Origin of the sequence: Sporomusa sp. KB1, assembly GCF_007830295.1 — a bacterium.
Lineage (GTDB): Bacteria > Bacillota > Negativicutes > Sporomusales > Sporomusaceae > Sporomusa.
Genome location: NZ_VLKC01000002.1, coordinates 1,707,952 through 1,719,992 on the forward strand (window position 1 = coordinate 1,707,952; position 12,041 = coordinate 1,719,992).

General features: G+C 44.9%; 13 protein-coding genes and 1 riboswitch. Of the genes, 3 read left to right on the forward strand and 10 right to left on the reverse strand.

Features of this window, described 5'->3' with window-relative positions:
• Nucleotides 1-34: 34 nt before the first annotated feature.
• Together SALPA_RS11690 and SALPA_RS11695 are read left to right on the forward strand one after the other, a co-directional pair.
• The gene (locus SALPA_RS11690; protein WP_145093941.1) at nucleotides 35-403 is read left to right on the forward strand and encodes a CidA/LrgA family protein; all 369 of its coding nucleotides are present in this window, start codon (nucleotides 35-37) and stop codon (nucleotides 401-403) included.
• Nucleotides 396-1,091 (forward strand): LrgB family protein, encoded by a 696-nt coding sequence (locus SALPA_RS11695; protein ID WP_145093944.1) that lies wholly within the window; start codon nucleotides 396-398, stop codon nucleotides 1,089-1,091. Before SALPA_RS11690 ends, SALPA_RS11695 begins: the two co-directional genes overlap by 8 nt.
• 131 nt (nucleotides 1,092-1,222) lie before the next feature.
• Here SALPA_RS11695 and SALPA_RS11700 read toward each other — a convergent pair whose 3' ends face one another.
• From SALPA_RS11700 to SALPA_RS11725, 6 genes are all read right to left on the reverse strand, one after another.
• The gene (locus SALPA_RS11700) at nucleotides 1,223-1,840 is read right to left on the reverse strand and encodes a hypothetical protein (protein WP_145093947.1); all 618 of its coding nucleotides are present in this window, start codon (nucleotides 1,838-1,840) and stop codon (nucleotides 1,223-1,225) included.
• 111 nt (nucleotides 1,841-1,951) lie between these two features.
• Complete coding sequence (locus tag SALPA_RS11705; protein ID WP_145093950.1) at nucleotides 1,952-2,410, reverse strand: DUF441 domain-containing protein; 459 nt, start codon at nucleotides 2,408-2,410, stop codon at nucleotides 1,952-1,954.
• 395 nt (nucleotides 2,411-2,805) lie between these two features.
• Nucleotides 2,806-2,970: riboswitch (Lysine riboswitch) on the reverse strand.
• 58 nt (nucleotides 2,971-3,028) lie between these two features.
• A complete protein-coding gene (locus SALPA_RS11710; RefSeq protein WP_222427967.1) occupies nucleotides 3,029-4,012 on the reverse strand; it encodes a phosphoglycerate dehydrogenase in 984 nt (327 codons plus the stop codon).
• A 152-nt stretch (nucleotides 4,013-4,164) separates the two neighbouring features.
• Nucleotides 4,165-5,148, reverse strand: coding sequence for a 2-hydroxyacid dehydrogenase (locus SALPA_RS11715; RefSeq protein WP_145093956.1), 984 nt, complete (start codon nucleotides 5,146-5,148; stop codon nucleotides 4,165-4,167).
• A gap of 14 nt (nucleotides 5,149-5,162) precedes the next feature.
• A complete protein-coding gene (locus tag SALPA_RS11720) occupies nucleotides 5,163-6,353 on the reverse strand; it encodes a pyridoxal phosphate-dependent aminotransferase (RefSeq protein WP_186451041.1) in 1,191 nt (396 codons plus the stop codon).
• Between the two features lie 52 nt (nucleotides 6,354-6,405).
• On the reverse strand, nucleotides 6,406-7,707 hold the full coding sequence (locus SALPA_RS11725) for an FAD-dependent oxidoreductase (RefSeq protein WP_255451164.1): 1,302 nt from the start codon (nucleotides 7,705-7,707) through the stop codon (nucleotides 6,406-6,408).
• Nucleotides 7,708-7,969: 262 nt separating this feature from the next.
• Between SALPA_RS11725 and SALPA_RS11730 the strand changes: the two genes are divergently transcribed.
• The gene (locus SALPA_RS11730; protein WP_094607831.1) at nucleotides 7,970-8,407 is read left to right on the forward strand and encodes a hypothetical protein; all 438 of its coding nucleotides are present in this window, start codon (nucleotides 7,970-7,972) and stop codon (nucleotides 8,405-8,407) included.
• Between the two features lie 16 nt (nucleotides 8,408-8,423).
• Here SALPA_RS11730 and SALPA_RS11735 read toward each other — a convergent pair whose 3' ends face one another.
• The 4 genes from SALPA_RS11735 to SALPA_RS29020 all read right to left on the reverse strand — a co-directional run bounded on the left by SALPA_RS11735 (nucleotide 8,424) and on the right by SALPA_RS29020 (nucleotide 11,956).
• The gene (locus SALPA_RS11735; RefSeq protein ID WP_145093962.1) at nucleotides 8,424-9,818 is read right to left on the reverse strand and encodes an MFS transporter; all 1,395 of its coding nucleotides are present in this window, start codon (nucleotides 9,816-9,818) and stop codon (nucleotides 8,424-8,426) included.
• A gap of 58 nt (nucleotides 9,819-9,876) precedes the next feature.
• Nucleotides 9,877-10,920, reverse strand: coding sequence for a Nif3-like dinuclear metal center hexameric protein (locus tag SALPA_RS11740; RefSeq protein ID WP_222427968.1), 1,044 nt, complete (start codon nucleotides 10,918-10,920; stop codon nucleotides 9,877-9,879).
• 283 nt (nucleotides 10,921-11,203) lie between these two features.
• Nucleotides 11,204-11,557: a Na-translocating system protein MpsC family protein gene (locus SALPA_RS11745; RefSeq protein WP_186451042.1), complete on the reverse strand. Its 354-nt coding sequence runs from the start codon at nucleotides 11,555-11,557 to the stop codon at nucleotides 11,204-11,206.
• Nucleotides 11,558-11,794: 237 nt separating this feature from the next.
• Entirely contained in the window at nucleotides 11,795-11,956 is a 162-nt protein-coding gene (locus SALPA_RS29020) for a hypothetical protein (RefSeq protein WP_186451043.1), read from the reverse strand.
• Nucleotides 11,957-12,041 lie beyond the last annotated feature (85 nt).

A 12,041-nucleotide genomic window follows, 5' to 3' on the forward strand; every position in this document is an offset into this window, starting at 1 on the left:
TTATGCATTTTAATGTGAAAGGAGCTATGTTACGATGAACTTTATATTTGGCTTTACCATATTGTTGCTCTTTCAGTTTGTCGGAACAACGCTCAGCCAGCTATTACACCTTCCCTTGCCAGGTAGCCTAGCCGGGTTCGTTTTGCTAGCTATCGCCTTAGCAACCGGACTCTTGCCAATGCACTTTATTGAACCGACAGCTAATGCTCTGCTCAGCAAAATGAGCCTGTTCTTTATCCCTGCGGGTGTTGGCTTGATCCTTTATGCCGACTTGTTGTTTCAAAATAGCGTGGCCATTATCCTGACTGTGCTAATCAGTACCTTGATTGTCCTGTGTCTAACAGGAAAAATTGTCGATCAAGTACTGCCGAATCCGGATAAGAAGGTGACACCCAGTGACTGAACTAGTCAAAGACCCGCTCTTCGGTCTTGCGGCCACGTTGTTTGTTTTTCAGCTGGCAAAATGGCTGCAGCAAAAAACGAAACAGCGTCTTCTGCATCCTATGCTGGTATCCACATTGCTCCTAATCGGATTGCTGAACATCGCAAACATTGACTATGTCGACTACAACCATGGCGGTCAATACATAACGTTCTTGCTCGGCCCGGCCACCGTAGCACTGGCCATTCCCCTTGTACGCCAATTGCCTGTATTGAAAAAAAACTGGCAAGCTATTTTGCTTGGTGTCGTCAGCGGCTCGCTGGTAGGTGTTGTTTCCGTACTTGGCATCGCCTCCTTTTTAGATGCCTCACGGGAAATCACACTCTCGCTAACGCCTAAGTCTGTAACTACACCAATCGCAATGGAAATCGCCCGTTCCCTCGGCGGCATTCCGTCACTCACAGTCGGGGCAGTCATCATCGCCGGCTTGACAGGCGCCATTATCGGTCCAGCGCTATTAACCCGTATCGGCGTCAAGAATCAAATCGCCCGGGGATTGGCCATCGGTGCCGCCGCTCATGCCTTGGGCACCGACCGCTGCCTGGAAGATAACGAGTTGGCCGGAGCGGTCAGTGGCATAGCTATCGCACTGGTCGGTGTTGTCACCTCACTGATGGCCTCTCCCCTAAGCAGTTGGCTGCTTCACTAAGAAATAAAAACAATTGATCCAAATGAACTAAACCCCTCGTATTGGACATTATAAAAAAAGTCCAATACGAGGGGTTTAGTTTACACTTATCCATATCCACACCTTCCTCATTCATACCGGCAGCTTGCTGTTTATTTTAATAAAGTAACGGCCAAGTTAGTGTGAAGATATAGGATTTTATCTTCTGTTGTGACGTTGGATATTATGAGTTGGTCGCCAATGGTTTGTCCGATGCCGGTGGTAAATAGACTGGTGGCAAAGGGTTTTAGGTCGATATCAATGGTATTACCGTTTACTTTGCTGTTGATGTTGGCTTGGGCAAGTGGGTTGCCGTAAAGGTCGGTAATGAAGCCTAGGCTCATTTGATTCATGAACCAGGATGTAATGGAACTGCCTAGGAGTTCTTTTTTGTCGATATGCATTTTAAGTAGTGCGTTGTCTTTATCAAAATAAAATTCTTTGATGGTGCAGATAAGCCTAATTGTTCCTGTTTTTTCGATGGTTGTTGTGAGTATGATTTTGTTGTTCTTAAGTATAGCAATAGTCGCATTTTTTACCTTGGGGTTATTAGCGGCTATGTCTGCAAAATAGGTATTAAGAACTTCTTCAGAAATGGCGTAGATGCCAGTTTGCATATTTTGAAGCGATTGTGCGTTGCTGAGTTCGGCAGCTATATTGAGGGGCTCCGCACTGACAGTTAGGGTAAGTAAGAAGATAAATATACAAGCTACGTATAGGAAGCGTTTCAAGGGATCATCTCCAATTATTTTTTAATACTAAATTACACATATTGCAGCATTATCCTCCTTTGCTATATTCTTATCCTGCCATGGTGGGGTCTGCTTCCAGGCGGAATCACGTTACTGTTTAAATAAATTCAATAAATTTAATATCATGGCTACTACGCCGCCGGCAATAAGCGGGCCAATCGCCAGGCCGTGCAGAAAACAAACACCGCCGATTGTACCGACAACCAAAGCAGTCGTAGTCTCAGGCGATGCCTTCAAAAAATACATGCCTTGTGTTGCCACCCAAGATACAATCACTCCAATAATTATGGCAATCAGACCAGCCTGCGTTTTGAAGGCAACTAGCATTTCTCCTATGGAAATTCGGCCCTGTGCCAACGGCGTTAGCACTGCCATTGTCAAAATGGTAATGCCAATATTTAGTCCATAGTTTTCAATACTAGGAAACCAGGATGTCAAACCCATTAATTTTATTAGCAACAGCGCCAAAACGGCTAAGGATACGGAATTGTTGTTTCCAATAACCGACAGTACCAGAATGACTAATAGCGGCATATTATCCCAGTTCAACCTTGCACCTCCTAAATTAATTGAGATTCTACTATGGCAAGCTAGGTTTTTGTCGGAAATGTAATCCTACCTTCTGACAAACTAATAAGAAAACCGCTATCGCGGCCTTTTAATCTTCAGCCAAAATAATAGTAATGCTATAGTCCACGATACCGTTAACCCTTTGCGTACATTGAGTACTTTGCGGTAACAATAGCCTCTGCATGTTATACTTTCTATTATATTAAGATAAGACTTGGCTTGTGCAAAGTCCTTTAGGACACCGGCAGAAGCCGCCTGTGCCCTTTAGGGGTATAGGCGTTCAATCCAGGGAAAGTTATACTTTCCATCTGGAAGAAAAAAGGCAGCCACCATATACGTTAGAGGCTACCGGCATAGTGAAGAGGAGTCTTACCCCGTGCGATAGCTCACCATCCGAAGATGACAGTGCCGTACCTGTTGAATACGGCCCCAATGCCGGCAATTAGCATTCCCAGCACTTCGGCAATCCGCCCTTTCCTTACAGTTCATCGCAGCCAGCTCCCTGTAGTACTATTGCGTCTCGCGCCTCTACCATACCTTTTATCAAGTTATTAAATCCTCACCTTCAATACATTATTGAAATTTCTCTACTAGTTATTATACTGCTTCTACAATATTTTCTGCCACCAGAAAGTCCATCCGCCTAAGAGAGTCCACCGTATATGAGCCAACATGCGTAGTTGCCACAACATTATCCAAGCCTTCCGCGATGATGGGATCATTCACTGCCGGTTCATTCTCGAATACATCAATGGCTGCACCGGCGATTGTTTTACTTTTCAGCGCGGTAAGTAGCTCACCTTGGTTTACCAGACCTGCTCTGGCCGTGTTAATCAAATAGGCACTTGGTTTCATCAGGGCAAACTCCGAGGCACCAATCATATGCTTGGTTTCTTGATGTAACATACAATGCAAGCTGACAAAATCAGCTGCGGTCAACAGTTCCTCCCTTGAGCACAAGGTTATCCCATTTGCAGCAACAAAGGCAGCATCAGGGTGGCGCGTGGCAGCCAAAATTTTCATATCAAAGCCTTTAGCCCGTTTAGCAACCGCCTTTCCAATACGTCCTAATCCAAATATCCCAAGCGTTTTTCCCCAAACATCGCTGCTGACAGGACGATACCAGCCGCTTTTTCGTAATGTAGAGTCAATCTGCGGCACCTTCCTTGCCAAAGACAACATCAAAGCAAAGGTTAAATCTGCAACCGTCTCATATCCAGGCATTTTGGCAGTTGTTTTAATTTCCACTCCTGCTTGTTGAGCCGCCAGGACATCAATATTCTCGATACCCACACCATGCCGGGATACCACTTTCAAATTCCGGCAATGTTTGAAAACCTCGTGGCTAATTTCATCTGAACTGGAATAAACCAAAATTGCGTCAAGCCTATGCCTGATATCCTGCTGGATGATGTCTCTGGCACTCATCGCAGAACCTGCCGTGTTCCATACAATCTGCCAACCGTTTTCGGCAAAATACTGCTCCAGGTTTATTCTATGCTGCCCGTCGATTTGGCTGCCAAATTCTTTAGATGTAATCAATACTGTTTTCAAGATATCCAATCCCTTCTGCTCTCGCATAGTATCATTCCGGTATGTCCCACTACTGCTCAAGCTGCAGAGCGCCTGCATACCAAATTTAGGATACTTTCAATAAGTCGAATAGGGTCAGATTCCTGCTTCACTATGCATCAGAATGTAACCAATTTCCCTTGGCTTTATCGCTTAGACCTTTATCTATTTACTATATTTACCGGTGGTTGACCGTTTATGACTCGCGCAATGTTTTCCAGACTAGCCTGCAGCATCTTGCGCATTGCCCCGACGGTAACTCCCGCAATATGCGGTGTCACAATCAACCGCGCCCTAGCCGCAGGTGAAAGATTCAGCAATGGGTTTTCCGATTCTGGCGGCTCCGGCGTAAAGACGTCAATTGCCGCACCACCAATACGGCCGGTTTCCAGCATCTGCGCCAAGGCCGTCTGATTAACTATTTCACCTCGCGCCGTATTAATCAGAAAACTACCGGGCGACATTAGTTCCAGTTGCCGTTGGCCGATGAGACCGCGCGTAGTATCATTGAGCGGCACATGCAGGCTTACAATATCACTGTCCGCCAGCAATGCCGCCAGAGATTTATAACTTACCTGCAATTGAGCTTCTGTTTCCGGCAGTTGCCGCCTGCCATCGTAGTAACTGACTGAGGCTCCCAAACTATGTAAGATTCTCGCTACATGCTGGCCAATTGACCCTAACCCGACTAGCCCAATCTTGCTGTCTTCTATTTCATTTAGTCCCTGCTTAAATAGAATTTTGCGGATCTCTCCGTACCTGCCAGCTTTTATTTCCCAATCTGCCACAAGGATCTGCCGTTGGAGCGCAATCATGAGACCAATGGTGAATTCGGCCACTGATTTGGCATTTTGCCCAGGAACATTGGCTACCGGTATTTTTAACGTTGCTGCCGTTTGCGTGTCTATACGGTCAAACCCTGCTCCTACGCTTTGAATCAATTTGATATGCGTAATGTTTCGCAGGACGTTGGCGTTAATTTCGGGAGTACTCGCCGGCACCAACAGGTAATCCGCTTCCTTGCAGGCTAGAATCAATTCTTTCTCTGTTGACGGATTGATAAACCGAATATCCCAGTCTTCAGGAACTATAACCTGCGACGCATCAAACCGCCACTTTGGCATGGCACTTATTACGATAGACATATTCCTCCCCCCAACTATTGTTTTTGCGCCAACACTTTCATCGCCGTCGCAATACGTTCCAGCCCTTCACGACAATCTTCATACGACACTGCGTAGGATAGGCGAAAATGCCCGTTACCGCTTACACCGAAAGCTAAACCATCAACCACCGCAACACCCGCTTTGTCCAATAAGTAGTCAGCGACCTGAGCCGAAGTGGTGTTGGGCAGAGTAATGCGGGGAAAAACATAAAATGCTCCTTTGGGCATTCCATCCAATTCAATTCCAGGGATTTGTCGGACCATTTCTATTACCAGTTGACGCCGGCGGGCAAATTCTGCTGCCATAGCACGGACGCAGTCTTGCGAACTGGTTAGTCCTGCCACCGCTCCATGCTGAGCGAAAGTACAAAGTGACAGCATAATATTCTGTTGTAGCCGGATAGCTGCGCCAATGATCGGCTCAACCGCAGCAATATAGCCGATGCGCCAGCCTGTCATTGCATAGGTTTTGGAAAGCGAACCACATAGTATGGTTCGTTCTCGCATTCCCGGAAACGCAGCGGGTGATAGTCGGCATCCCTCGTAGATCAAATGGTCATAGGCGTCATCGCTGATTAGCCACAGATCATGCTCGCAGGCAAAGGCAGCTACTGTTTTTAGTTGTTCTTCCGACCAAACACCACCTGTAGGATTATGAGGCGAATTCACTACAATCGCCTTAGTCCTGGGAGATAGCGCCTTTTTAACAGCCTCCCAATCGTAACCGTAGTTTTGACTTGGCTGCAGTCCAATTTTAACGGGGACACCACCAGCCAGGCCCACTGCCAAAGGAAATGGGCCAAAACATGGATCAGGAAGAATTACTTCATCCCCCTCATTAAGAATGCTCAAAAAGCTTACATACAACGCCTCTTGCCCCCCAGCTGTCATTATGATTTCGGTATCCGGGTTGTAATTCAGGTTTTTATCGGCTTTAAGCCTTTGGGCAAGGGCTTCCCGCAATGCTGGGATTCCACCGTTCGGCGCATAGTGAACCAAACCTTTATCTAACGCCTGTTTCGCAGCCTCCTTGATGTGAACCGGAGTATCAAAATCGGGGCGCCCTATTTCAAAATGAATCACCTTTTTACCTTGTGCTTCTAGCTGATTGGCTTTTTCAAAGACTTTACGAATTCCTGCGAAAGCAATCGGGTCCAGTCTCTTTGCCACTGCTATATTTCCCACAGACAGGCCTCCCTTCATAACTTTAGTTGTTTACATGCTCAAAAAGGTGAGCCTAGTCGAACCGCTTTGCAAAAATTCCACGCATATTGGTCTGAATAACTTTTTTCTTAATTTCTTCAACGTTCGTGCTATAAAGATTCTTATTTTTCATACGTTCAAAATATACCGAACCAGAGAAGGTGTACTTCTTCGTTAGTCCTGCCTTTGTCTTCATCTTTTCATTTACATAAGCAATAGCGTCGCCGCAAGCTAATTCTGGTGAAATTTGGATTGGTTCAAGCCCCAACACAAGTCGGGCCGCGTTATGGCCCGCGAGTGTTCCGGTTACAATCGCCTCGGTATGCCCGACAAGTAATCCGGCTTTTTCGCCAGCGCAAAAAACATTTTTCAGACTTTGTACCTGCAAAGCATTGTCTCGGGGTAGCATACCGAAATAACGCATAGAGTTGCCGATGCCGCCAGCATATGGATCTTCAAATCGGGCATTAGCACAACCAGGTATTTGGCGCAGCAACTCGAGGGGGTAATAGGCCGACATGAGCTTGGCATGACCAGTATCTAATAGAACAATGTTCTCCGCAAATTCCTTTAGTGCATACTGTTGGCATGCCTTTTGCCCAAGAGATTCCATGCTTTTTTGCAAATGCGGCGGAACCGCAATAACACAAACGCCAGTTCTTTCGAGTTCTTCCCTGACTTCGGGAGCAAGAGAATCCTTGTGAAGTTTACATGATCCACTCATTGCGCCCAAAGTACCATCAGCTTTTTCGCCGATAATTTCCTTTACGCCAGCCTTCGCAGCAATACTGAAACGTGGCCCAAAGGTTGGGCAACGATAAATACACATGGCACAGCCATTGCCATACTTCATGCAATTACCTTGGGGACCGGCCGTACCAGATGCATCAACAAATCCATCACCATAAGCTTCAATTTCTTCATCCTTATGCAGTACCCCGGCAATAACTTTGATAATTTTGCCATCTTCGACGATAACATCATTGATGCGAGCCATTAAATGAATTTTTACCCCAGCCGCCAGCAAGGCTCTACGAACCGCCGGTTCAATGGTTGATACATCATATAAGCTAGCATGCTTATGCCCTGGAAACTCAATATTCTTATGACGTGCGCATGCATCGCAGATTTCAAATAACTCCCCGCCACCCATCGCAATCATTTCCTCCGTAGCAGTAAAGCGACCATTATTACGCATAATTCCGCCAACTAATCCGGTGCCAAGCAACATATCTGCCCGTTCAAATAGTTCTACCTCACAACCAGTATTTCGCGCTGCTAACGCAGCAGCAGAACCGGCCCATCCTCCACCGACAATTACTACTTTCTTCATCATATCTGCACCTCCTCATGTTCACCTACTATATAAACTACTATAATTCTTTGGTATTAATCATCTCAATGCCAAGAACTTTTTTCGCTCCTTCTGAAGCTTTGACTCTCATTCTAGCTGCATCCCGCGCGTCCAAGTCTACTCCTTATAACAATGGCGATTCAGTAAAAATATGCTATGCAACTGGCACTTCACAACACTGCGAGAACCAAATTAGCGGGGGTGACATATTTATATAAGGAAATCTTAGGAGGTGTAGTTAACAATGAAGTGTTACTTTGATTGGAACACTCAGAAGGAGATCAAGGTAGTCCCCGGTAATTATTTTGAAAATATTGCATTGGCAGGGGATACGCTGTGCCCAGATACGGCTGGTCGTGACGAATTTTTATTAGCTGGTGTTATCCCGCCTGCTAAGCGCCTCGCAGGGTCTGGACGCAGCAACCGCTATAGCTTTGCAGATATATTAGGTGCAATTGAAGCTGCACCGTCTATTGGAATCATTCTTCCCAATGATCTATCTGAAATATCATTCTTAATTAATACTGATATTATACTTGACCCCGGTCTCTTGGCTGCTAGTTTAAGCTTAGACATAGCCACAGTAAGTGGAATGACAACACGTATTCCCCTTAACCGGTCTGATGTACGAATTGACTGGCAGTCACGGGGAACATTTGTGGTAACAGTCCCCATAATGTAAACAGCATCAGACTAAGCTAGCTTTTTGTATTATCCAAAGCAAAACTTTTCGTGGCCGCAGGCGCCTGAGCGTTAATAAGCTGCCTCTCAGTCAATTCATCCAACGATTTATTCATAGTTTCTTTTCCCAAGAATATAATGTCTAACGCAATGATCGCCAACACAACGGTAAACATGGTAAATACAATGCCGTACTGATCCGAGCCTGTCATCAGAGCTCCAACAGCAATTGGGGCAACAATGCCGCCGATCCGCCCGCAGGCGGCGGCCCAGCCTACGCCAGCAGCTCTTGCATGGGTAGGATATTGCTCTGTAGAATAAGCGTGAGTTATTCCCCATGCACCTAAGTTGCAAAAAGACATGACGCAACCCCACAGCACAATGTCTTCAGCAGACTTGGCACTGCCAAACATATAAGCAGACAAAGCACAGACGACCAACAAGGATCCCATAGTCGCTTTGCGCCCAATCTTGTCCACAAAATAGGCCGCGGCGAAATAACCGGGGATTTGGGCCAGAGTCATATACAACAGAAATTCAAATGAACGAATGAGAGTATGCCCGCTTTTCACTAATAGCGAGGGTAGCCATGTGAAAATACCATAATAGGAATACACCATACCAAACCATAAAACCCATAGGCAAATGGTACGACGGATATAGAGCGAAGACCATAGATCGGTAAAGTTGAATTTTTGTGTGTTCGCACTTAGCATTTCGTCACCACGCGGTTGCTCACCTACCGGAACACCCAATTCCTGCTCGATTTTGGAAACCAGTACGTGGGCTTCCATATGTCGCCCTCTACTTACAAGGTACATGGCCGACTCAGGTAATATTCGCCACACATAAACAACGATGAGTGCTGGTAGCGCCCCGATATAGAAAGCAAGTTGCCAACCGTATTTGGGGATGATCAGATAGGCAATCAAAGCGGCCAGTAGCCAGCCAATTGCCCAACTGCTATTTTGCAGCACCAACATTTTTCCCCGGTGCCTTACAGGAGCATACTCACTCATCAGCGCGTTCGCCACTGGTGGCTGTCCACCAATTCCTGCACCTACTAAGAAACGAAAGGCCAGTAATGATTCGTAGTTCCACGCTAGACCGCACAATCCAGTACCTACAGCATAGATTCCCAACGTTGCGACAAAAATCTTTTTTCGTCCTACCCGGTCCGCTAACGTGCCGGACAGAATAGCGCCAACCGCCATACCCACTAGGCCAGCGCTGCTGATATACCCAATTTGGGCTGGGGATAAGCTCCATGCCTCGATCATTTTCGCTAAAACGAAGGCAATAAGTCCCGTGTCTAGCGCTTCGAATGCAATGCCTGACCCCATTAATGCCAGAAGCCGATAGTGAAAACTACCCAGAGGTAGCTTACCCAAACGATCAGTTATAGTTGCCATTGTCTTGTCCTCCTACACTTTATATTTGCTATAAATCTATAATTGGGTTATGACAGGCTCACCTTATGCCATTCTGTTCGTTACCTCCTTCCTTGTTTATCAAATATTCGCTGGCAATATAATCCGCATAATTTCGGATAGCGGTGGTACCGACCTTATTTAACGGGGTAGAAGTAATCCGCTCGCGAAAGAGGACTACCTCCACTTCCGGTAGTATTTTTTGCAAAGCAATGGCCAGCGGCAACCCATTTTCCAAAATTTCCATGGCATGACAATTGCCAACAATGAAATTAAGACCAAGCTCTTCTGCCTTTTTCACTAGCTCACTCTCTTTCCCAACCCGACTTATCGACGCGATAACAGTATCTGCTTCCGGATGCTCTCGTTTTGCCATTTCAAGATGTTGTGCCGTGAAACCAGTATGTGGGAAGATATGAAGAATTGTTCCAACTTTATTTTCTCGTGTGCCGACAAGCAGTTTGCCTCCTGTGGCCACATTAGTTTCACAAATGTCATGACAATTTCGCACATTTTTTTCTGTTAACAACATTTTTTGTTCTTCCTGCATACCCATAAATTCATTAAGTCGATCCAAAATAGCCCCGATCGTTGGTATATCCTTCAGGGCTTTGCCAACATACAGGATATTGCCTGGAATATTACCATAAGCAATATCGACACGGAAAGACTTGTGACCGTGGATATAAGCAATGCCCGGATGTAAACCGTGGAAAGCCTCATGCAATTCAAAAACCGATAGCCCATACAGGTTTAAATATCCTCTAATCGTAACGCCACCGGAATTAGCAGCCTCTACCACTGGATGATGGGCAATAATCGCATCAACACCGGTGGCACCTGCTAACTCAATATTACACTCTGTAAGTGTCATGGTTACAGCGATCTTCTTTACATTTGCTTCTAAGTTCCCACAAATAAGACCAGGCATTTCCATGCATTCTTTACCAGGAATATTAGATGACTTCATAATCACAAATTTATTATTGCCACTGAATATATCATCTAGATTCCTGACACATCTGCCGCCAGTTATTTTGTCTAATGCATTTAAAACATCTTTTACTTTAATAATCTCATCCAAGATAATTACCTCCTTGACCGGTGAACAAATTGTGTTTCAGCTATACCTATTACTTGTCTGCGTTTACAAGGCTTATACTTGTCCCAATAAATAAAACCTCCTAAAAAAACAAAGCTACCGCTAAGTCATGTTACATGTGTACGCTTGTTCTACGTACCCATCAACATTCCAAAAAGCGGTAGCTTTCGGCTCTCTTTTGAGTTCCTACGACCCACCTATAACATTCTATTCGATCATCCAAACTGTGGAAATTACATAATAATTAGTATGTTCCTTCTCGATCCTAGGTTTTTATTAAAGCATCCTTAAGCAAAATAAACGTCACTGCCAGTTCATAATCGGGAGCATAATCTTTTAGAACGCAGACCACTGGCAACCCTATTTGATCTATAACCTCTTCCTTGAGGCGGCGTTTATACTCGTCTAATATTGCAACATCTGCTAAACGTGAGGACATTCGATCGCTTTGGTCAAGTGCGGCTAGCGCTGGAACGCGCTTATGATCTGCTGTAATAATAATCTTGTTTTCTACAATTGTTACCCGTTGTTTTCGCAAACCTGTTCCAAACAGTGAGAGATTTACATTGTTATTGACTCGTGCAATTTCTTGCTTTAAGTCTGCAGCTGGTATTTTCACAGTAAATCGCTCCAATTCATTGAGATATCAGCACAATCTCAATTCTCTGTCCGGATTTTATAATTAGAAAACAAGTTAGCTTATAAAAAAAGACTTAGTCGTTCAATCCAGGGAAAGTTAACCTTTCCATCTGGACGAAAAAAGACCTCCCGAGCAAAGGCTCTGGAGGTCTGCATTGACCAAAAATATTAATTATATCTTATTTTAACACGTAGTTGCTTTTTTATCAAGGGTCAATTATCGACGATTGATTAAATCATTATATTCCTGCATCTTATTCCTGAATGCTTGAATTGCCCGAATCGCATCAGGTGAGTTAGTACCTTTTTTACCAATAGTCTCATGAAGTATGCCTTGTAACTGTTCAACTTCTTTCCACAACTCTTTGGGATCAGACATAGCTTACACCAGCTTTCTAAATCACTATGTTTATTATAACACAGAACAATTGTTTGGTACATAAATTATTCCTTTTTGAGTTAGA